We start from the raw sequence: 21,538 nt of genomic DNA, 5'->3' as shown, positions 1-21,538 counted from the left end.
AAGGAGAGCCGATGACCGCCCGCGGCATCAGCCACACCAAGGAACTCCTCAGCCGGGGAGAGATCTCCGCCGTCGAACACGTCCAGGCCGTCCTGACCGCCATCCGCGAACGGGACACCCTGGGCGCGTTCGTCACGGCCGCGGGGGACGAGGCCCTGCGGGCCGCGGAGCAGGCCGACGCCCGTATCCGCGAACGCGGCCGGGAGGCCTGGTGGGACATGCCGCTGCTGGGCGTGACCGTCTCCGTCAAGGACCTGCTGCAGACCCGGGACCTGCCCACCACGCGCGGCTCGCTGCTGCCCAACGACCGCCCGCGCGCTGACGCGCCGGCCGTGGCCCGGCTGCGCGCGGCCGGGGCCGTGGTCGTCGGCAAGACCACGACCTCCGAGTACGGCTGGAGCGCCTCCACCGTCAGCCGGGTCGCCCTGCCCACCCGCAACCCCTACGATCCGCGGCTGACCGCGGGCGGCTCCAGCGGCGGGGCCGCCGCGGCGGTCGCGGCGGGGCTGTGCGAGGGCTCGCTGGGCACCGACGGCAGCGGCTCGATCCGGATCCCGGCCGCGTTCTGCGGCGTGGTCGGCTACAAGCCCTCGTACGGCCGCGTCCCCTACTTCGCCAACGGCGCCGAACGCCTCGCCCACCAGGGCCCCATCGCCCGCAGCGTCGCCGACGTCACCCTGCTCGGGCAGATCGTCTCCGGCCCGCACCCGGGCGACCCCGACTCCGGTCTCGGCTCGCTCGACACGCCGCGCGACAACCGCCGGCTGCGGATCGGCTGGATCGAGTACGAGGGGACCACGGACGGGATCCGCCGGGCCACGGCCCAGGCCCGGTCCGTGCTCGCCGCGCAGGGGCACCGCGTCGAGGACATCGAGGTCCGCTGCAACGACCTGTACCCCGCCCTGGTCGACCTGCTGGCCGCGTCCGAGGCCGCCGGCACCTCCGCCGAGGACGAACAGTGGTGCGACCCGGGCCGGCTGGAGGTCGTACGGTACGGGCGCACCCTCAGCGGGGCCGCCGTGATGCGGGCCGAGGGGGTGCGCCAGGAGCTGCGCCGCACGCTGCGCTCGGTCATGGACCGCTACGACCTGCTCGCCATGGCCACCGTGCCCGTCGAGCCCTTCGCGGCCGGGGCCATCGGACCCGCCTGGGCGGCCGACCCGCGCGACCTGCAGTGGCTTTCCTGGGCGCCCGCCTCGTACCCCTTCAACATGACGGGCCAGCCCGCCGTCTCCCTCCCGGCCGGGCTGACCGCCTCCGGGCTCCCGGCCGGGGTGCAGCTCGTGGGCCCGGTCGGCGCGGACGACCTGGTGCTCACCGTGGCGGGCCGCCTGGAGGCGGACCTGGCGCCGCTGCCGCAGCCGCCCGCCGCGGCGCCCGGCTCGGCCGCCGTGTCCGCAGCAGTACCCGCCGCCGTACCCGCGGCACTTGCCGAAAGGACGCTCTGAGCCATGTTTGCCCGGTCATGGTCGACCCCCTCCGCGGAGGGCAGTGTCGGGTGTCCCTCGTTCGTCGCCGACCACGCGCTGTGGGACGGCGCGCAGCTCGCCGCCGCCGAGCGGATCGAGGCGGGCCTGGACGGGGTGGACCTCGTACGCCTGGTCTTCGCCGACCCGCACGGCCTCGCCCGTTCCAAGACGCTGACCGCCCGAACCTTTCGCGGCGTGCTGCGCAACGGCATGAACTTCAGCCCGGGCCCGTTCCTCAAGGACACCGGGTGCGCCACCGCCGTCGACTACCGCGGCGAGCACGGCATCGGCGTCGACGAGATCGCGGGCCTCGGCAACTTCGTCCTGGTGCCCGACCCGCTGACCTTCCAGACGCTCCCCGGCGACGGGCCGCGCACCGCCTGGGTGATCGGCGACGAGTACCTGCGCGACGGCACCCCGCACCCGCTGTCCTCGCGGGGCGTGCTGCGCCGCACCCTGGCCCGCTACGCCGGCCGCGGCCTGTCGCCGGTCCTGGGCCTGGAGGTCGAGTGGTACCTCACCCGCCGCCTCGACGAGGACCCCGGCAACGCGGGCAACGGCTTCGGGCTCCAGGGCGAGGCCCCGCGGGTCGCCGCGATGAACGCGGGCTACCAGTTCAACCTGGACGCCGCCTACGACTCCGTGGCCCCGCTGACCGACCCGCTGGCGCTGGAACTGCTGCGGCTCGGGCTGCCGCTGCGCTCGATGGAGCACGAGATGGGGCCCGGCCAGGTCGAGACCACCTTCGACCCGATGTCCGCCCTGGACACCGCCGACGCGATGCTGCTGTTCCGCACCTTCACCAAGCGGTACTGCGCCCGCCGCGGCCACCACGCCTCCTTCATGTCCCAGCCGCGGATCGAGGGGGCCGACCCCAGCGGCTGGCACCTGAACCAGTCCCTCGTGGACACCGCCACGGGCCGCAACGTGTTCAGCGCCGAGGGCCTGTCCGCCGGCATGTCGCCCGTCAGCAAGGCCTACGCCGACGGCCTGCTGTCCTGGCTGCGCGACCTGTTCCTGCTGTCGGTGCCCACCGTCAACGGCTACCAGCGCCTCAGCTCCGCGCACGCCCTGTCCCCCACCCGCGCCCGGCTGAGCCTGGAGGACCGTACGGCGATGCTCCGCGTGGTCGGCAGCGGCGCGGGCGCGCACATCGAGAACCGCATCGGCGAGCCCTGCGCCAACCCGTACCTCAACATCGCGGCCCAGCTGTTCGCCGGCCTCGACGGACTCGACGGTCTCGACGCACTCACCGCGGGCGCCGCGGGGCCCGGCTCCGAGGAACCCCCGGGCCCCTCCGCCGAGTTCGTGCCCCAGTCCTTGCGCGAGGCCCTGGAGGCCTTCCGCTCCGGCCGGGCCGCCCGGCTGCTCGGCGAACCGCTCGCCGCCTGCCTGGCCAAGCTGAAGGAGAGCGAGCTGCGCCGGTACGAGGCCTGGGCCCTGCACGCCGCACCCGTGGCGGGGCGGGTCACGCAGTGGGAGCAGCGCGAGTACTTCGCGGCGTTCTGAGCCCCGGCCCGACCGACCCACACCACCCCACCGGACGAAGGACCCTCGTGATTCCTCGCTTCATGCTGCCGCAGATGGCGGACCTCTTCTCGGACGAGTCCCGCTACGCGACCTACGTACGCGTCGAGATCCTCGCGTCCGAGGCGCAGGTACGGCTGGGCCGCGTACCGGCCGAGGCGGTCGAGGACATGCGCCGGGCCCCGGTGCCGACGCCCGCCCGGGTCGAGGAGCTGGAGAAGGAGCGCGAGCACGAGGTGCTGTCCTTCCTCGCGGCGTACTGCGAGGGCATGCCGGCCTCCTCGGCCCGCTGGGTGCACCTCGGCATGACCAGCTACGACCTGGTCGACACGGCGCTCGGCCACACCCTGGCCCGCGCCACCGACCTGCTCACGGACGCCGCGAAGCGGCTGCGGCGGGTCCTGGTCGACAAGGCCTTCGAGCACTGGGACACGGTGATGGTGGGCCGCACCCACGGGGTGCACGCGGAGCCCACCACCTTCGGCCACAAGCTCGCCACGTCCGCCTTCGCCGTCGACCGCTCGCTGACCCGGCTCGCCGCGGCCCGCGAGGCCGTCGCCGTGGGCACCGTCTCCGGCTCGGTGGGCACGTACGCGCTGATCGACCCGTACGTCGAGGAGTACGTGTGCGGGGCGCTGGGCCTGGGGGTCGAACCGGCCCCCAGCCAGGTCGTCGCCCGCGACCGGCACGCCCAGCTGCTCCAGGCCGTGGCCGCCCTGGGCGCCTGCGTGGAGCAGATCGCCCTGGAGCTGCGGCTGCTCCAGCGCACCGAGGTCCGGGAGGTCGAGGAGCGGCGCTCCACCGCCTACCAGGGTTCCAGCGCCATGCCGCACAAGCGCAACCCGACGGTCAGCGAGCGGCTGAACGGCCTCGCGCGGCTGCTGCGCGGCTACGCCAACACGGCCCTGGAGAACGTGCCGCTGTGGCACGAGCGGGACATCGCCCACCAGGCCGTCGAGAAGGTGATCCTGCCCGACAGCCTGTCCGTCGGCCACTACCAGGCGACGGTGGCGGCGGACCTGGTGGCTTCGCTGACGGTCCACCCGGACCGGATGCGCGCGCACATCGACCAGACCGACGGGCTCGTCTACAGCTCGTCGGTGCTGGCCGAACTGCTCAGCGACGGCATGGAGCGCGAGGCGGCGTACCGCTCGGTGCAGGCCGCCGCGAACCACACGATCGCCACCGGTGAGCACTTCGGGGAATCCCTGGCCAGGAACGGCATCGACCTGGGGGTCCTGCGGCCGGAGCGGTTCCTCGTCAACCACCACGTCATCCGCGAACGGCTGGAGGGGCTCCGTAGGATCGCGGACTGATCACCTTCCCCGGGCGGCGCGAAGCCCCGGCCGCCCACCCGTCCACCCCCGCCTACCGTCCACCACGCCATCCACGTCACGACCGGAGAGCCTGACCATGACCGCGAACTGGGCCGAGAACGCCTCCGCCACCCTCGAGAACGACCACGTCCTGCTGACCCCGATCAGCGAGGCCGACCGCGAAGGCGTCCGCGCCGTGGCCATGGACCCCGACATCTGGCGCTACTTCACCACCGTCGTCGGTTCCGACAGCGACTTCGAGTCCTTCTTCGACGGCAACCTCCGCGAGCAGGACGCCGGCCGCCGCGCCGTCTACGTGATCACCGACAAGGCGACCGGCCGCACGGCGGGCAGCATGAGCCTGCTCTCCATGGCCGAGGCCGACCGCCGCCTGGAGATCGGCGCGTCCTGGCTCGGCAAGGACTTCCGCGGCAAGGGCATCAACCACTGGGCCAAGTCCCTGCTGCTCCAGCACGCCTTCGAGGTGCTGGGGGCCGAGCGCGTCGAGTTCAAGACGGACGTCCTCAACCTCCAGGCCCGCCGCGGCCTGGCCAACATCGGCGCGACCGAGGAGGGCACCCTGCGCAGCTTCAACTACATGCCGGGCGGCCGCCGCCGCGACGCCGTCTTCTACAGCGTGCTGCGCGCCGAATGGCCCAAGGTGAAGGAGAACCTCGCGGCCGGCCCGAAGGCGAAGCCGGCCGTCGCGGGATGAGCATCGCCTTCGTCCCGGCTTCGGGCACCCCCCGCGAGCTCGGCCTCGCCCACGGCCGGGCCCTGGCCGCACCGCTGCGCGGCTTCCTCGACGACGGCCTGGCCCGGCTGAACCACCTCGTCCGCGAGCCCCTGGCGCTCCAGGAGCTGCTGCCGTCGATCGCCGCGTACCGCACGGTGATCGAGGCGGCCCTGCCGGACCTCGCCGAGGAGGTGGCCGGGCTCGCCGAGGGCGCCGGGATCAGCGAGGACGAGGCCTGGCTGCTCCAGCTCCGCCGCGAGGTCATCGGCTACAACCGGGTCCCCACCGCCGGGGACTGCACCACGTACGCCCGCACGGCCGCGGCGGGCACCGGCCGTGCGGCGGCCGTCCCGGTGCTGGCGCAGACGGTGGACCTGAACGCGAACCTGGACACCCACATCAGCGTCCTGCGCATCGCCCGCGCCGGCTCGCCGCGCCGCTCCCTGGTGCTGAGCTTCGCCGGCCTCCTCGGCTACCTGGGCCTCAACAGCGACGGCCTGGCCATCGGCCTGAACCTGGTCACCGACGGGCAGTGGCGCCCGGGCGTGTCCCCGTACCTGGCCATCCGCCACCTGCTGGACACGGCCTCCTCCGTCGACCACGCCCTGAAGATCCTCGCCGGGCTGCCGCTGGCCAGCTCCCGCTCGCTGATGCTGTGCGACCGCGAGCGGGCGGTGTACGCGGAGATCTGCGGCAACGACATCCGGGTGACCGAGCCCGCCTCCGGGGAGGCGGTCCACACGAACCACTACCTCCACGAGGACTTCGCCCCCTTCGACCGGCAGACCGCCGCCGACCGCGTCTCCTCGGACCTGCGGCTGGAGGCCGCCGCCCGGGGCCTGGCCGGCCTCGCGCCGGACGCGGGCGCGGAGGAGCACTTCGCCGTCCTGTCCCGGCCGCCGGTCTGCATCCCCGACCACGGGAACATCCGCGTCGAGCACACGGTCGCGGCCGCGGTGCTCTTCCCCGCCGAGGGCCGGCTCCACCTGCGTCCGGGCGACCCCTCCCGCTCGGCCACCCGGGTCTTCACCATATGACCCTGGACGGGGACCGGAGTCCGCGAGGATGCCTGGTCCGCGCACTCTGCGTCCGGGCTGTATCAGGACTCGACCGGTGGTCTGTAGGTTCGTCGGCGGGACGCGGTCCGGACCTGCCCCGGCAGGTGCGCACCTGACCGCGTGCCGGCGTGTCCGCGTCCCGCCGACGCACCGATTCCACGCAGGCCGTGCAGGACCCTCGGGGGAGGCATGACTCAGATTCCGTCACCGGCGCTGCTGGAGCCCCACGCACCCGTCCCGCATCCCATCCGCCTGGTCAAGGACGGCGTGCCCGGCTCCGCGCCGCGCACCACGGCCTCGCTGCCGGGGCGCCGCATCCTGGTGGTCGACGGGGACGGCGACGTCGCCGACTCCCTGGTGACCCAGCTGCGCAGGCACGGCCACGAGTCCGTCGGCGTGCGCCGCGGCAGCGCCGCCCTCCAGGCGTACGAGGAGATGGACCTGGTCCTGCTCGACCTCGAACTGCCCGACCTGGACGGCCTGGAGGTCTGCCGGGCCATCCGGTCCGTCAGCCGGGTCCCCGTCATCATCGTCACGGCCCGCCAGTCCGAGCTGGACTGCGTACTGGGCCTGCAGGCGGGCGCCGACGACTACGTGACCAAGCCCTACGGGCTGCGCGAGCTGATGGCCCGCATCGAGGCCGTCATGCGGCGCGCGCAGTGGCAGCCGGCCGCCGTCCAGGAGATCCGCCGCGGCCCGCTGCACATCGACGTGAACTCCCGCGAGGTCACCGTGGAGGGCGTCGAGGTCGCCCTGACCCGCAAGGAGTTCGACCTGCTGTGCCTGCTGGCCTCGCACCCGGACACGGTCGTGCCCCGCAAGCAGCTGCTCCAGCAGGTGTGGGGCGACTCCTGGTCGCGGCGTACGGTCGACACCCATGTCAGCAGCCTGCGCGGCAAGCTGGGCGACAGCGGGTGGATCGTGACGGTACGGGGCGTGGGGTTCAAGCTCGGCAACGCGTGAACGCGTGCGGGCCGTCATGCGGGACGGCCCGCAGGCTCGGGCGCCGGCGCGGGCCGGGTCCGGCGGGCCTCACCAGGCGCGGCCGGCCCCCACGCGGGCGGCGCGCTCGGTGGCCGGCCGCCCTTCCTCGCTGACGCGCAGTTCGTCGGCGAACAGCTGCCACAGCTCGGAGTAGCCGCTCATCAGCTCCGCCATCTGGCCGGTGCAGTGCGGCGGCAGGTTGGCGATGATCCGCTGGCGGTCGCGGGCCACCAGCGAGCAGGCGTCCAGCATCCGCAGGATGTTGCGGCCCACCTCGTTCAGGCGCAGCGAGGGGTCCCGCCGCAGCGCGTCGAAGATCACGAACAGTTCGCCGGGCGACCTGGCCTCCGCGCCCCGCTCCTCACCGTCCCGCTCCCGGTCCCGGTCGCGCTCGCGCCGGCCGCGCTCGGCCACCAGGACGCCCCGCTGGCGGGGCGGCACCGGGTCCTCGCCTCGCTGCAGCCGGTCGCGTACGTCGGCGACGGTCGCCGGGGAGATGCCGGCCTGGCGGGCGATGGTCCGCAGCGAGGCCTTCGGGTCGGAGGTGAGCAGCTGCCCGGCGAGTTCGCGGCCCTGGGCGGTGCTCAGCGGCCGGGCCCGCCCGTCGAGGCCCACCCGGCGCTCGCACTGCGGCAGGTCGTCCGCGTGCAGCCGTATCTCGGAGACCTTCTTGGCGGACAGGCCGGCGACGACGGCGATGGCCCGGTCCGACCAGTGGGGGCGCGCGGTGAGGATGCGCTGCGCGGCGCAGACCCGGTCGGCCTGGGACAGCGGGCGTCCCTGGGCCACGTTCAGTGCCACGGCGAGCAGGGCGGCGTCCTCCTGGGAGCCGTCGAAGAACCGCGCCGCGATGTGCTCGCGCCCCTTGAGGCCGGCGGCCCGCAGCCGGTGCAGCCCGTCGATGACGGTCATGGTCGGGCGGTGGACGAGGATCGGCGGGAGCTCGGTCTCCAGCTCGGCGAGGGTGAGCGCCCAGTCGCCGTCCACTCCGGCGGTGCGCGGGGTGAAGGACACCGTCACGTCGGCGACCCGTATCCGCTCCACGGGTGTCCCGCGCAGGACCGTGTCCCGCAGTGCGAGCAGGGAGTCCGAGCTGCTGTCGTAGGGCACGCGCACGACCTGGTTGGCCATCACCGGGACTCCTCGTTGACGCAGGCGGTCGGGCAGCACGGGGCTGGCGGGCCAAAACGGCCCTCCACGGAGCCTTTCAACGCGGGCTGACGCCACGCTGACGGGCACCTGATACCCCCCGGGCCCACGTCGGGGGCGCCCGCGCCGCGACCGCGAGTCATACACGAGTGCCCGCTGCTCCACTGCGGACCCGAAGACGGCCGGATTTCATCCGAACAGGGGGAAGCAATGGTGGCGACAACGGTGGCGGCAGCGGGCATCGGGGCGGAGGCGCGCGGGCGCAGCGTACGCCTGCAACTGCTCCCGCTCATGATCGCGATGCTGCTCGCCCAGCTCGACCACATGATCGTGGGCACGGCGATGCCCACGGTCGTGGGCGATCTCGGCGGGCTGGAGCACCTGGCGTGGGTGGTGACCGCCTACACGCTGGCCACCGCCGCCGCGACGCCCATCTGGGGCAAGCTCGGCGACATGCACGGGCGCAAGGGGGTCTTCCTCACCGCGATCGTGATCTTCCTGGCGGGGTCGGCGCTCAGCGGCATGGCCCAGGACATGGGGCAGCTGATCGGCTTCCGGGTCGTCCAGGGGCTGGGCGCGGGCGGTCTGATGGCCGGGGTGCTGGCGATCGTGGGCGAACTGGTGCCGCCGCGCGAACAGGGCCGCTACCAGGGCATGCTGGCCGGCCTGATGGCGCTCGCCATGGTCGGCGGCCCCCTCGCCGGAGGCACGATCACCGACCACCTGGGCTGGCGCTGGGCGTTCTACATCAACCTGCCGGTCGGCGCGATCGCCCTGGCGATGGCGGTGGCGGTGCTGAAGCTGCCCAAGCGGCGCTCCCCGGCGCGCGTGGACTACCTCGGCGCGGGGCTGCTGACGGCCGGGATCACCGCGATCGTGCTGGTCACCACCTGGGGCGGTACGGAGTACGCCTGGGGTTCGGGGGTCATCGTCACGCTGCTGGCGGCCGCCGCCCTGTCGGTGGCCGGATTCGTCTGGTGGGAGAGCCGCGCGGCCGAGCCGATCATGCCGCTGTACATCTTCCGCAACCGCAACTTCTCGCTGATGGCGGTGATCGGGACGGCCACCGGCTTCGTGATGTTCGGCGCGGTGCTCTTCCTGCCCCTCTACCAGCAGACCGTGCAGGGCGCCTCCGCGACCAACTCCGGGCTGCTGCTGCTCCCGATGCTGGGCACGATGATCGTGGTCGCGGCCGTGTCGGGGCGGGTCACCAGCGGCAGCGGGCGGTACAAGGCCTTCCCCGTGGCGGGCGGCGCGCTGATGCTCGTGGGGATGTACCTGCTGTCGCGGATGGACACCTCCACCTCGCGGCTGGAGTCGGGGATCGCGATGGCGGTGGTCGGCGCGGGCCTCGGCTGCCTGCTGCAGATCGTGATGCTGGTGACGCAGAACAGCGTGCAGATGAAGGACATGGGGGTGGCCTCCGCCTCGGTGATGCTCTTCCGGATGCTCGGCAGCTCCTTCGGCGTCGCGATCATGGGCGCCCTCTTCAACCGCCGCCTCCAGGAGGTGATGGCCGAGCGCGCCCCCGGCGGCGCTCCCTCGCCGCAGCACGCCCAGCTGGACGCGGCGGGACTGGCCACCCTGGACGCCCCGGTGCGCGAGGCCTACCGGCAGGCCACCGCCTCCGGGACGCACGCCGCCTTCCTCGTCGGCGCGGGGGTGGGGGCGATCGCCTTCGTCGCGGGGCTCTTCGTCAGGGAGGTCGCCCTGCGCAAGGCCCTGGACGACACCGCTCCACCTGCCGCACAACCTCACTGACCTGCGAGTTCGAGCGCTTCTCAAGCGAATCTCATTCGGTGCCCCGGACGCTGAAAGCGCGTGATCACGAATCACGCTCTTACTTTGCGAACCCGCACACGATGTGGAGTTGACCATGCAGATCACCCGTACGCGTCTGTCCCAGTTCGCCGTCCTCGGCGCCACCGCCGCCGCCGCCCTCGCCTTCGCCGCGGGTCCCGCCTCCGCCGCCGCCACGGTCTCCGTCTCGCCCTCCACGGGCCTGTCCGACGGCCAGTCGGTCACGGTCACGGGCGCCGGCTACGCCGCGGGCAGCGAGGTCGGCGTCGCCCAGTGTGCCGACGGCATCGTCTGCGCCACCGCGGTGGTCGCGAACGCCGACGCCAACGGCGGCTTCCAGCTGGACTACCAGGTGCACAAGACCTTCCAGGCGACCGACTGGGCCACCGGCGCGGCCATCTCCGTGGACTGCGCCGTGACCCAGTGCCGCGTCGTGGCCTGGCAGGAGACGACCGGTCAGGTCGGCTCGAACATCTCCTTCAAGTAGGTCCCCACATGGCCCGAGAGATGTGAACGCCGGCTGACGCGGGGCACGGCCGACCGCGCGGTGACCCCGCGCGGCCCCCGGCCCGGCCCCGGCCCCTCCCGTACGGCGGCTCCGCGCGGCAATCCCGCGCGGGGGAACCCGTACGGCGGCTGACACCGCGCGGTGACCCCGCGCAGCCACGACACCTCTCGAACGGCGGCCGGCCGCGCGGCAATCCCACGCGGCCACGGCAGGCACCTCCCGTACGGCGACCGCAGGCGCGCGGTGATCCCGCGCGCTCCCGGCACCCGCCGTGACGAGGCCGCCTGAGCGGTGACCCCGCACAGGCACACAGCAGGCACCTCCGCGCGGCGGCCGACTCGCCGCCGCGGGAGGTGCCTGTGCTGTTGCCCGCCGCGGATTGCCAACCCTTGCCGCACGCCCGCCGGCCAGCCCCTCTAGCGCCGTCCGAGCCCGGGTTGAGCGTCGCGGCCGACCTTTGCGGAGGAAGGAGGCCCTGTGGACGGTACCCACGGAGGCGACCGCGAAGGTCTTGCCGGACCCCCTGCGGGGCCGCCGGGTTCGGCGGCCGCTCTGTTCTACCCGGAACACCGGGAATCCACCATGACCTTCGGGGACGACGCCGGGACCCCGGCGCAGCCGACGCGGCGGCGCCGCGGGCGCGGCCGTCCCCGTCTGCTGAGCGGAGTGTCCTTGTGAGCAGCGGACGTCTGGAAGTCTGCCTCGTCGGCGCCGGACCGCGCGGGCTGTCCGTACTGGAACGGCTCTGTGCGCAGGAGCGCAAGTCCCCCCGCTGGGACCACGTCACCGTGCACGTCGTCGATCCCGATCCCCCGGGCTCGGGGCGGGTGTGGCGGCCCTCGCAGTCCCGGCACCTGCTGATGAACACCGTCGCCTCGCAGGTCACGGTCTACACCGACGACAGCGTCACCGTCGAGGGACCGCTGGAGGAGGGGCCGAGCCTCTACCAGTGGGCCAAGGCGCTGGGCCCGAGCGCGCTCACCCCCGGCTCGGGCGTGGCCTACGACGACGAGACCCTCGCGGAGGCACGCGACCTCGGGCCGGACACCTACCCCACCCGCGCCCTCTACGGCCAATACCTGACCTGGGTGTTCCAGCAGGTCACCGCGAACGCGGCCGCGCACATGACGGTCCGCGTGCACCCCGTACGTGCCATAGCCCTGGAGGACGGCGACGCCCCGGAGCACGGCGACGCCGGCCCGGGCGGAGCGGGACCGCAGAGCGTGCTCCTGGAGGACGGCACCCGGCTGACCGGACTGTCCGCGGTGGTGCTGGCGCAGGGGCACGTCCAGGTCCGGCTCACCGAAACCGAGCGGGAGCTGGGCGAGTTCGCCGCCCGCAGCGGCCTGACCTACATCCCCCCGGCCAACCCGGCGGACGTGGACCTGTCCTCGGTCGCGCCGGGCGAGAACGTGCTGCTGCGCGGGCTCGGCCTGAACTTCTTCGACTACATGGCGCTGTTCACGCACGCCCGGGGCGGCGTCTTCGAGCGCGTCGGCGGCCGGCTGGTCTACCGCCCCTCGGGCCGTGAGCCGCGCCTGTACGCGGGATCCCGGCGCGGCGTGCCGTACCAGGCGCGCGGCGACAACGAGAAGGGCGCGCACGGCCGGTACTTCCCCCGGCTGCTGACCGCCGAGTACATCGCCGCGCTGCGCGCCCGCACCGCGCACCGCGGGGCGATCCGCTTCGGCACCGACCTGTGGCCGCTGATCGCCAAGGAGGTCGAGTGCGTCTACTACGAGGCGCTGCTGGCCCCCCGTACGGCGCCGGCCGCCGTCGCGGAGTTCGCCGCCCGCTACCTGGCGGCCGAGCCGGGCGCGCAGGAGCAGCGCCTCCTGGACGCGGCCGGTGTCGGCGCGGACGAGCGCTGGGACTGGGAGCTCGTCGCCCGCCCGTACGGCGCGCGCGCCTTCCGCGACCTCGCCGAGTTCCGCACCTGGCTGCGGGAGCACCTCGACCGGGACGTGCGCCACGCCCGTCAGGGCAACGTCAGCGGGCCGGTCAAGGCCGCCCTGGACCTGCTGCGGGACCTGCGCAACGAGCTGCGGCTCGCCGTCGACCACGGCGGGCTCGACGCCGCCTCGCACCGCGACGAGCTGGACCGCTGGTACACGCCGCTCAACGCCTACCTGTCGATCGGCCCGCCCGCGTCGCGGATCGAGGAGATGGCCGCGCTCATCGACGCGGGCGTGCTGGAGGTGACCGGTCCCGGGATGCGCGCCGAAGCCGATCCGCGCGACCCGCGGGGGCCCTCGTTCGCCGGCACCTCCGCCGAGATCCCCGGCGTGCGCGTACGGGCCACCGTACTCATCGAGTGCCGGCTGCCCGAGATCGACCTGCGCCGCACCGCGGACCCGCTGATGAGCCAATTGCTGCGCACCGGGCAGTGCCACCCGTACCGCATCCGCGGCGCGGGCGGCGAGGAGTACGAGACCGGCGGCCTCGCCGTGTCCGCGCGCCCTTACCACCTGCTGGACTCCCAGGGCGCGGCGCACCCCCGGCGGTTCGCCTACGGGGTGCCCACCGAGTCCGTGCACTGGGTGACCGCGGCGGGCATCCGGCCGGGCGTCGGCTCGGTCACGCTGGAGGACTCCGACGCCATCGCGGCGGCCGTCCTGGACCTGCCCGAACTGCCGCCCGGCGCGGCGCGGCTGGCCGTACGGGCCGACCGCGGGGCCCTGGGCACGGGCGCGGCGGCGACGGCATGACGGACGCCACCCCCGGCGCGGCGGCCTCGGCCGCGGCGCCCGCCTGCCCGCCGGACAGCGGGCTGCTCTCCCCGGTCCGGGCGGGCACCCCCGCCGAGGCGGCGGTGAGCGACACCGCCTGGCTCCAGGCGATGCTCGACGCGGAGGCGGCCCTGGTGCGCGCCCAGGCCCGGTGCGGGACCGTTCCCGCCGCGGCGGCCGGGGCCATCACGGCCGCGGCGCGCGCGGAGCACCTGGACGTACGGGAACTGGCGCTGGCCGCCCGCGAGACGGCGAACCCGGTCGTCGGACTGGTCAAGGCGCTGACGGCGGTGGTGGCCGAGCGCTCGCCCGAGGCCGCCGAGTACGTGCACCGGGGTTCCACCAGCCAGGACATCTTCGACACCGGCGCGATGCTGGTGGCCGCGCGGACGCTGCGGCTGATCGGCGCGGACCTGCGGGCCACCGCCGGGGCCCTGGGCGCCCTCGCGGCCGCGCACCGGGACACGGTGATGGCGGGCCGCACGCTCGCCCTGCACGCGGTGCCCACCACGTTCGGGCTCAAGGCCGCGGGCTGGCGGCAGCTGGTCCTGGAGTCCGCCGAGCGCCTGGAGCGGACCGCGGACGGGCTCCCGGTCTCCCTGGGCGGCGCGGCCGGGACCCTGGCCGGCTACCTCCAGTACGCGGGTGAGGGCGCCGACCCGGGCGCCGTACTCGACGGCCTGGTCAGCACCTTCGCCGAGGAGACGGGCCTGGCCGCGCCGGTCCTGCCCTGGCACGCGCTGCGCACGCCCGTCGCCGACCTCGGCGCTGCGCTCGCGCACACCGCGGGCGCCCTCGGCAAGATCGCCGCGGACGTGCTGGTGCTGGCCCGCACCGAGATCGGCGAGGTGGCCGAGCCCGCGGCGGCCGGACGGGGCGCGTCCTCGGCGATGCCGCACAAGCGCAACCCGGTCCTCGCCACCCTGATCCGCTCCGCCGCCCTCCAGGTCCCCGCGCTCGCCTCGGTCCTGACGCAGTGCCTGGCCACCGAGGACGAGCGTTCGGCGGGCGTGTGGCACACCGAGTGGCAGCCGCTGCGCGAGTGCCTGCGGCTGGCCGGCGGGGCCGCGCACACCGCCCTCGAACTGGTCCGGGGGCTCGCCGTGCACCCGGAGCGGATGCGCGCCAACCTGGCGGCGACCGGCGGGCAGATCGTCTCCGAGCGCGTCTCGGCCGTCCTCGCGCCCCTCCTGGGCAAGGCGCCCGCCAAGGACTTGCTGACGTACGCCTCCCAGCGGGCGGCCGACACCTCCCGGCCGCTGGCCGAGGTGCTCGGCGAACTCCCGCAGCTGCGCGGGGTGTTCACGCCCGCGGAGCTGACCGCACTGCTCGACCCGGCCGGATACACCGGCCTGGCCGGGCCGCTGGTCGACCGGGCACTGGCCGGCCGGGCACGGACCGACCGCCCGTCCGGCCGCACGCCTTCCGGCGGCCGGCCCACGGCCGCTGCCGGGAGCCATTCATCTGTTCACCACCAAGGGGCGACATGAGCCACACGGATACGGACGTCATCATCGTTGGAGCCGGGCCCGTGGGGCTCATGCTGGCCGGGGAGCTCCGGCTGGCCGGGGTGGAGTGCGTCGTCCTGGAACGGTCGACGGAACCCACCGACCAGTCGCGCGCCCTGGGCTTCACGGCGCGGACCATCGAGACCTTCGACCAGCGCGGCCTGCTGCCGAGGTTCGGCGGCTTCGGCACCATCGACATCGGCCACTTCGGCGGCGTGCCCCTCGACTACCGCGAGGTGCCCGGCGGCTCGTACGGCGCCAAGGGCGTACCCCAGTCGCTGACCGTGGCCGTCCTGGACGAGTGGGCGCGGGAGCTCGGCGCGGACCTGCGCCGCGGCTGGGAGGTCACCGGGGTCGACGCCGGGGACGACGGCGTCGAGGTGGAGGTCAACGGACCGGACGGCCCCACCCGCCTGCGCGCCGCGTACCTCGTGGGCTGCGACGGCGGCCGCAGCACCATCCGCAAGAAGGCGGGCATCGGCTTCCCCGGCCACGACGCGCGCATCGAGATGGCCTTCGCCGAGGTCGTCGGCGTCCAGGTGCGCCCCCGGCCCAACGGCGAGCGGGTCCCGGGCGGGATGGTCCTCGCCTTCCAGCAGGGCCCCGACATCTTCCGGGTCACCTACTACGACGCGGGCGTCGTCCCGCGCAAGGGCGACGAGGCCCCCTCCTTCGAGGAGGTCGCCGCCGCCTGGGAGCGCCTGACCGGCGAGGACATCCGCGGCGGCACACCGCGGTGGATCGGCAAGTTCACCGACGCGAGCCGCCAGGCGAGCGAGTACCGGCGCGGGCGGATCCTCCTGGCCGGGGACGCCGCGCACATCCACCTGCCCATCGGCGGGCAGGGCATGAGCGCGGGCGTGCAGGACGCGGTGAACCTGGGCTGGAAGCTGGCCGCGCAGATCCACGGCCACGCCCCGGAGGACCTGCTCGACACCTACCACAGCGAGCGGCACCCGGTGGGCGCCCGCGTCCTGGTCAACACCCTCACCCAGCGCAGCCTGTACATCACCGGCGAGGAGATGCAGCCGGTGCGGGACGTCTTCGCCGAGCTCACGCAGTTCGAGGAGGTCCGGGCGCACCTCATCGGCATGGTCACCGGCCTGGACATCCGCTACGAGGTCGGCCCCGGCGACCACCCGCTCCTCGGGCGGCGCCTGCCCGACCATGAGCTGGTCGACGCCTCCGCCGCCTCCGGCAGCGCGGGCAAGACCAGCACGTTCGAGCTGCTGCGCACCGCGCGCGGCCTGCTCCTGGACCTGACCGGGGACGCCGGGGTGCGGGCCGTGGCGGCCGCGTGGGCCGACCGGGTCGACACCGTCGGCGCGGCCCTGCACGAGGCCGCCGCAGACGGCCCGTTCCAGGGGGCCGGCGCGCTGCTGGTGCGCCCCGACGGCTACGTCGCCTGGGTCGGGCGTACGGGATCGGGGGGCGAGGGCCTGGAGGAGGCGCTCACCCGCTGGTTCGGCGAGCCCGCGAAGGAGGCCTGAGGTGTCCGGCCGCAAGACCGCCCTGGTCACCGGGGCCAACAAGGGCATCGGCTTCGAGATCGCCCGGCAGCTGGGCGAGCTGGGGTACGCCGTACTCCTCGGCGCCCGCGACGAGGTGCGCGGCAAGGAGGCCGCGGCCGCGCTGACCGCCCGGGGCCTGGCCGCCGAGGCGCTGCGGCTGGACGTGACGGACGGCGCCGGCGCCGCGGAGGCGGCCGGGCGGATCGAGGAGCGGTACGGGCACCTGGACGTCCTCGTCAACAACGCGGGCATCACCGGCGGCTTCTTCGGCCCGCCCAGCGCGGCGACGGCTCAGCAGTTGCGGGAGGTGTACGAGACCAATGTCTTCGGCGTGCTGGCCGTGACCAACGCGATGCTGCCGCTGCTGCGCCGTTCGGCGGCCGGGCGGATCGTCAACCTGTCCAGCAACGTGGGCTCGCTCGCCCTGAACGCCGACCCCGCGGGCGAGTTCAAGGACTACAACCAGGTCGCCTACCAGTCGTCCAAGACCGCCCTGAACGCGCTCACCCTCGCGTACGCCAAGGAGCTGCGGGAGACGGGGATCAAGGTCAACTGCGCCAACCCCGGCTTCACGGCCACCGACATGAACGGCCACCGCGGCCACCAGAGCGTCGAGCAGGGGGCCGTGGTCGCCGTCCGGCTGGCCACGCTCGGCCCCGACGGGCCGACCGGGACCTCCCAGGACGAGAACGGCCCTGTCCCCTGGTAGCCGTGCCCTGGTAGCCGTTCCCGGCAGCCGCTCTCGGCAGCCGCTTGCGTAGAAGTAGAAGGGGAGCCGCCCGTCCCCGACCGCGCACGCAGCGCGGCCGGGGGCGGGCGGCGGCCCGTTGCGGCCGTGCCTCAGCCGGTGACGTACTCGACCAGGACCGGTCCGAGGACCTCGGGCAGCACCCGGTGCCACACACCGGGCAGTTCCAGGCGCCGGCCGGCCGGCAGCGCGGCGGCGGTGGCCGCGGTCGCCGTGAGCAGCCAGTCGCTGGTGGCGTTGCTGTTGATGAGCAGCGTCTCCACCTCGGTGCGGGCCAGCCGCTCGACGGGGATGCGGCCGTCTCCCATGACCTGGGTGTCGTAGGGGAGGGTGTGCGCCAGCACCTCGTTCGACGCCCACATCGGGCTGGCCTTCCAGTCGGCGATCCACTCCGGCGGGAAGCCGACGTGCTCCGCCAGGAAGTACTCGACGGCCTCGCCGCGCTTCTCCTGGTCCAGCAGCGCCTGGAGCTTGTCCGCGAAGGGCTCCTCGGGCTTGCGGAAGCCCTCCACCCGGTAGGGCGGTTCCAGCAGGGCGAGCTTGCGCATCGGCACGCCCGCCATCATCGCCTCGAGCGCCAGGATCGCGCCGCTGGAGCCGCCGAAGACGACCGGGTTGCCGCCCGCCTCCTCGACGACGGCGGCCAGGTCCTCGATCTCCCGCTCGACCGCGTACGCCGGGGAGTCGCCGCTCTGCCCCCGGCCCCGCCGGTCGTAGGCGTAGACGGTGCAGTGCCCCGACAGCTCGGGGACGAGCGTGTCGAAGGCCGTGTGGTCGCGGAACCCGCCGCCGAGGAGGACGATCGGGGGGCCCTCGCCGGCCTGCTCGTACGCGATCGTCGTGCCGTCCCGCGAAACGACCTTGCGCATCACACTCTCCTGTCGAATTTGACGTGATGACGTGATGACGTGATTTCGCAGCGGCGGCCGGCCGCCGAATCGGCGGCCTGAAAATGCAGCCAATTCTCGCCATCTTTACATGTCCGGCTGGAAAAATAGTCGCGCATTTCCGCCGCTGTCAACGCACGGTGTTGAGCACGGTCCGGACGTATCAGCTGTCCGACTGCACTTGGCACCACAGTTGAACACCTTGAAGCGGATCCTGTCACTGCCCTAACCTCACCCGAAAAGTCAGCCATGTCGCTGGGCGCTGCCGATTCGGCGAATTCGATTGTCGAGACAGGGTCGGCTGACCTGTACCGGGCCGAAACGACGGCTGGTCCTCAACCGACAAAGGCAGAAACCATGAGCTCCCAGACCCGTACCGCCCTGGTCATCGGCGGCGGAATCGCCGGCACGATCACCGCCATGGCCCTGCGCCAGGCCGGCATCGAGGCCACCGTCCACGAGGCGTACAGCAGCACGGCCGACGGGATCGGCGGCGGTCTGAGCCTCGCCCCCAACGGGGTGAACGCGCTCGACGCCATCGGCGCCGGCGACGTCGTGCGCGCCGTGGGCATCCCCATGCGGGGCACCGTCCTCAAGAGCGGGGACGGCGAGTTGATCGGCGAGATCAGCCTCCCGTCCGAGCTGCCGCCCTCCCGGTTCGTCTGGCGCGGCGCCCTGTACCGGGCGCTGTACGACGAGGCTGCCCGGCGCGGCATCCGCACCCTGCACGACCAGCGGGTGGTCGGCGCCGAGGACACCGGTGACGGAGTGCGCGCGCACTTCGCCGACGGGAGCCACGCCGACGCCGACATCCTGATCGGCACCGACGGCATCCGCTCCACGGTCCGCACCCTCATCGACCCGGCCGCGCCGCAGCCCCAGTACGCGGGCCTGCTCGGCTTCGCCGCCCAGCTGGGCGACACGGGGCTGGCCTCCACCGAGGGCAAGCTGCACGTCGCCTACGGCAAGCGCGGCTCCTTCGGCTACCTGGTGCACGAGGACTCCTCCGGCGGCTGGTTCGTGAACCTGCCGCACCCGGAGCCGATGACGCTGGCCGAGGCCAGGGCGGTGGGCAACGAGCAGTGGCTGTCCGTGCTGCGCGAGGCGTTCGCCGACGACCACTCCCCCGCGGCCGGCCTGCTGCGCCGGAGCGACCCGGCCGACCTGCTGATCACCGGCCCGCTGGAGACGATGCCGACCGTCCCCACCTGGAGCCGGGGCCGGATGGTGCTGGTCGGCGACGCGGTCCACGCGGCCTCCCCCAGCTCCGGGCAGGGCGCCTCCCAGGCCATCGAGAGCTCCGTACAGCTGGCCCGCTGCCTGCGCGACCTGCCGTACGAGGAGGCCTTCGCGGCCTACGAGCTGCTGCGCCGCGAGCGCGTCGAGCGGATCATCGAGGGCGCCACCCGCACCAACGCCAGCAAGGCCGGCGCCCGCGGGGCGAGCGAGATCAAGCCCGAGAACATGGACTGGCAGTTCGAGTACCGCATCGACTGGGACGCCCCCGTCACCGGCGCCGAGTACGCGGCCGCAACCCCCGCACAATAGGGCCGATAAACCCGGCTCGAATGCCGCTCGAATGCGGCTCGAATTGAACTCGTAAACCGCTTGAGAAAAGACCGGGCGCCGGACTGGTATTTCCCCAGTTCAGACAGAAAAGTCTGAGCCAAACCCTCCACTTCGGCTATTGGATAAGTTGTACGGCGGCAGGTTGACCGCTACGCTCACGCTCAATGCCGCAGGCAGCATCGTCTTCACACGGGAGAGCCGGAAAGTGAAAACTCGCGTAATAGTTGTCGGTGCCGGACCGGTCGGATTGATGCTCGCGGGTGAAATCCGGCTCGGTGGCGCGGACGTCACCGTCTACGACAGGCTGCCTGCCGCGTCCGGGGAATCCCGCGCGCTCGGTTTCACCCGGCGCGTCGCCGAGGTCCTCGACCAGCGCGGCCTGCTCTCCCGCCTCGGCGAGTACCGCACGGGCCAGAACGGCCACTTCGGCGGCGTGGGCATCGACCTCGGCATGCTGGACGAGAGCCACCACGGCGTACTGGGCCTGCCCCAGGCCCGCACCGAGGAACTGCTCGGCAACTGGCTGGCCGAGCTGGGCGTACCGGTGGTCCGGGGCCACGAGCTCGTCGACTTCCAGGAGACCGAGGACGGCATCACCGCCGGCTTCGAAGGCCCGGACGGCCGCGTCGAGGCCGACGCCGCGTACCTGGTCGGCTGCGACGGCGGCCAGAGCACCGTCCGCCGGCTGGCCGACATCGAGGCTCCCGGCTGGGAGTCCACGCGCGGGATGTACATGGCCGACGTCACCGGCGTCGAGCTGCCGCAGCGTCCCACCGGCAAGCACGTGCCGGGCGGCCACATGATCCTCTCCGTCAGCCTGGGCGACGGCTACTACCGGGTCCTCATCCACGACCGGAGCCTGCCGCCCTACCCCGACTCCGCCACCCTGACCTTCACCGACGTCGCCGACGCCTGGCAGCGGATGACCGGCGAGTCCATCCACCACGGCGAGGCGCGCTGGATGGCCGCCTTCAGCAACGGCGCGGGACTCGCCACCGACTACCGGCGCGGCCGGGTCCTGCTCGCCGGGGACGCCGCGCACGAGACTCCCCCGCTGGCGGGCTGGGGGCTGGCCACCGGCATCCAGGACGCGGTCAACCTCGGCTGGAAGCTGGCGGCCGTGGTCACCGGTTCGGCACCCGAAAGCCTGCTCGACACCTATCACGCGGAGCGGTACCCGCTCGGCGAGCAGCTGCTGCGCAACACGCACGCGGGCTCGATGCTCTACCTCAGCGACGAGGGGATCGACCCGCTGCGCGCCGTCATGCGCGAGCTGATGGACGACAAGAACGTGGCGGCGCACTTCGCCGGCATGATCAGCGGGCTCGGCGTCCGCTACGACATGGGCTCCGGCGACCACCCCCTGCTGGGCCGGCGCCTGGCCCCCCACCGCGAGCTGGAGCTGCCCGACGGCACCCGTACCCGGGTCGCCGAACTGCTCCGCGCCGGGCGGGCGGTGCTCATCACCACCGACGGCTCCGACGCGGCGGCGCGGACCGCCGCCGCCTGGTCCGACCGGCTCGACGTCGTCTCCGGCAGCTGGGTCCCGGTGGAGGGCGACAGCGCCCTGGACTCCGTACCGCAGGCGGCACTGGTGCGCCCCGACGGCTACATCGCCTGGGCCGCGCCCGGCGGCGGCGACCTGTCCGAAGCACTGGGCCGCTGGCTCGGCGCGGCGCGGGCCTCCGTCACCGCCTGAGGGCTCCGGCCCTGCTCAGCAGTCACACGAACAGCACATCCACACACCATGGAAGAGGAGACACGGGAGCGATGACCTCACCCATCCTGGTCACCGGCGGCACGGGCAACCTGGGGAAGCACGTCGTCCCCCTCCTGCGGGCGGCCGGCCACGACGTACGCGTCCTGTGCCGGACCCCGCGCGAGAACACCACCGGCATCGAGTACTTCGCCGTCGACCTCATGAACGGCGAAGGCATCGACCCTGCCCTCAAGGGCGTCGACACCGTCCTGCACCTCGCCGGCGGCACCAAGGGCGACGACAAGGTCACCCAGAACCTCGTCGACGCCGCCAAGCGCGC

17 protein-coding genes are annotated in these 21,538 nt (G+C 73.7%); 15 read left to right on the top strand and 2 right to left on the bottom strand.

The features are described 5' to 3' along the window. The first annotated feature begins 11 nt into the window (after positions 1-11). The 6 genes from AB0D94_RS24765 to AB0D94_RS24740 all read left to right on the top strand — a co-directional run bounded on the left by AB0D94_RS24765 (position 12) and on the right by AB0D94_RS24740 (position 7,069). On the top strand, positions 12-1,448 hold the full coding sequence (locus tag AB0D94_RS24765) for an amidase family protein (protein WP_362055621.1): 1,437 nt from the start codon (positions 12-14) through the stop codon (positions 1,446-1,448). A 3-nt stretch (positions 1,449-1,451) separates the two neighbouring features. Then, complete coding sequence (locus tag AB0D94_RS24760; RefSeq protein ID WP_362055619.1) at positions 1,452-2,978, top strand: glutamine synthetase family protein; 1,527 nt, start codon at positions 1,452-1,454, stop codon at positions 2,976-2,978. A 47-nt stretch (positions 2,979-3,025) separates the two neighbouring features. Further along, positions 3,026-4,312, top strand: a complete 1,287-nt coding sequence (gene purB, locus AB0D94_RS24755; protein ID WP_362055617.1) for an adenylosuccinate lyase — start codon at positions 3,026-3,028, stop codon at positions 4,310-4,312. Positions 4,313-4,409: 97 nt separating this feature from the next. After that, positions 4,410-5,027, top strand: coding sequence for a GNAT family N-acetyltransferase (locus AB0D94_RS24750; protein ID WP_362055615.1), 618 nt, complete (start codon positions 4,410-4,412; stop codon positions 5,025-5,027). Next, positions 5,024-6,085, top strand: a complete 1,062-nt coding sequence (locus tag AB0D94_RS24745; RefSeq protein ID WP_362055613.1) for a C45 family peptidase — start codon at positions 5,024-5,026, stop codon at positions 6,083-6,085. The genes AB0D94_RS24750 and AB0D94_RS24745 overlap by 4 nt, the downstream gene beginning before the upstream one ends. A gap of 210 nt (positions 6,086-6,295) precedes the next feature. Beyond that, a complete protein-coding gene (locus AB0D94_RS24740) occupies positions 6,296-7,069 on the top strand; it encodes a response regulator transcription factor (protein WP_362055611.1) in 774 nt (257 codons plus the stop codon). Between the two features lie 69 nt (positions 7,070-7,138). Here the strand turns inward: AB0D94_RS24740 and AB0D94_RS24735 are convergent, their stop codons facing one another. Beyond that, positions 7,139-8,221, bottom strand: coding sequence for a transcriptional regulator (locus AB0D94_RS24735; RefSeq protein ID WP_362055609.1), 1,083 nt, complete (start codon positions 8,219-8,221; stop codon positions 7,139-7,141). Positions 8,222-8,449: 228 nt separating this feature from the next. On the opposite strand from AB0D94_RS24735, the gene AB0D94_RS24730 reads away from it, so the two are divergent. From AB0D94_RS24730 to AB0D94_RS24705, 6 genes are all read left to right on the top strand, one after another. Next, the gene (locus AB0D94_RS24730; RefSeq protein WP_362055607.1) at positions 8,450-10,000 is read left to right on the top strand and encodes an MDR family MFS transporter; all 1,551 of its coding nucleotides are present in this window, start codon (positions 8,450-8,452) and stop codon (positions 9,998-10,000) included. Between the two features lie 115 nt (positions 10,001-10,115). Then, on the top strand, positions 10,116-10,526 hold the full coding sequence (locus AB0D94_RS24725) for an enediyne antibiotic chromoprotein (RefSeq protein WP_362055726.1): 411 nt from the start codon (positions 10,116-10,118) through the stop codon (positions 10,524-10,526). A 695-nt stretch (positions 10,527-11,221) separates the two neighbouring features. Further along, positions 11,222-13,255: an FAD/NAD(P)-binding protein gene (locus AB0D94_RS24720; protein WP_362055605.1), complete on the top strand. Its 2,034-nt coding sequence runs from the start codon at positions 11,222-11,224 to the stop codon at positions 13,253-13,255. Beyond that, positions 13,252-14,766: a 3-carboxy-cis,cis-muconate cycloisomerase gene (pcaB, locus tag AB0D94_RS24715; RefSeq protein WP_362055603.1), complete on the top strand. Its 1,515-nt coding sequence runs from the start codon at positions 13,252-13,254 to the stop codon at positions 14,764-14,766. The genes AB0D94_RS24720 and pcaB overlap by 4 nt, the downstream gene beginning before the upstream one ends. After that, positions 14,763-16,274, top strand: a complete 1,512-nt coding sequence (locus AB0D94_RS24710) for an FAD-dependent monooxygenase (RefSeq protein WP_362055601.1) — start codon at positions 14,763-14,765, stop codon at positions 16,272-16,274. The genes pcaB and AB0D94_RS24710 overlap by 4 nt, the downstream gene beginning before the upstream one ends. Position 16,275: 1 nt before the next feature. Beyond that, positions 16,276-17,004 (top strand): SDR family oxidoreductase, encoded by a 729-nt coding sequence (locus AB0D94_RS24705; RefSeq protein ID WP_362055599.1) that lies wholly within the window; start codon positions 16,276-16,278, stop codon positions 17,002-17,004. A gap of 131 nt (positions 17,005-17,135) precedes the next feature. Here the strand turns inward: AB0D94_RS24705 and AB0D94_RS24700 are convergent, their stop codons facing one another. After that, positions 17,136-17,912: an alpha/beta hydrolase gene (locus AB0D94_RS24700; protein WP_362055597.1), complete on the bottom strand. Its 777-nt coding sequence runs from the start codon at positions 17,910-17,912 to the stop codon at positions 17,136-17,138. Between the two features lie 375 nt (positions 17,913-18,287). Here AB0D94_RS24700 and AB0D94_RS24695 point away from each other — a divergent pair, with 375 nt between their 5' ends. The 3 genes from AB0D94_RS24695 to AB0D94_RS24685 form a co-directional block, all read left to right on the top strand. Next, entirely contained in the window at positions 18,288-19,478 is a 1,191-nt protein-coding gene (locus tag AB0D94_RS24695; protein WP_362055595.1) for an FAD-dependent monooxygenase, read from the top strand. Between the two features lie 271 nt (positions 19,479-19,749). Next, a complete protein-coding gene (locus AB0D94_RS24690; RefSeq protein ID WP_362055592.1) occupies positions 19,750-21,198 on the top strand; it encodes an FAD-dependent monooxygenase in 1,449 nt (482 codons plus the stop codon). 71 nt (positions 21,199-21,269) lie between these two features. Further along, positions 21,270-21,538, top strand: a 269-nt coding sequence (locus AB0D94_RS24685) for an NAD(P)H-binding protein (protein ID WP_362055590.1), incomplete at its 3' end; no start/stop codon positions are given.

This window comes from Streptomyces sp. NPDC048255 (assembly GCF_040652415.1).
In the GTDB taxonomy this organism is placed as follows: domain Bacteria; phylum Actinomycetota; class Actinomycetes; order Streptomycetales; family Streptomycetaceae; genus Streptomyces.
The sequence above is the reverse complement of the archived record's forward strand: the minus strand, read 5'-3'. Positions and strand labels throughout refer to the sequence as shown.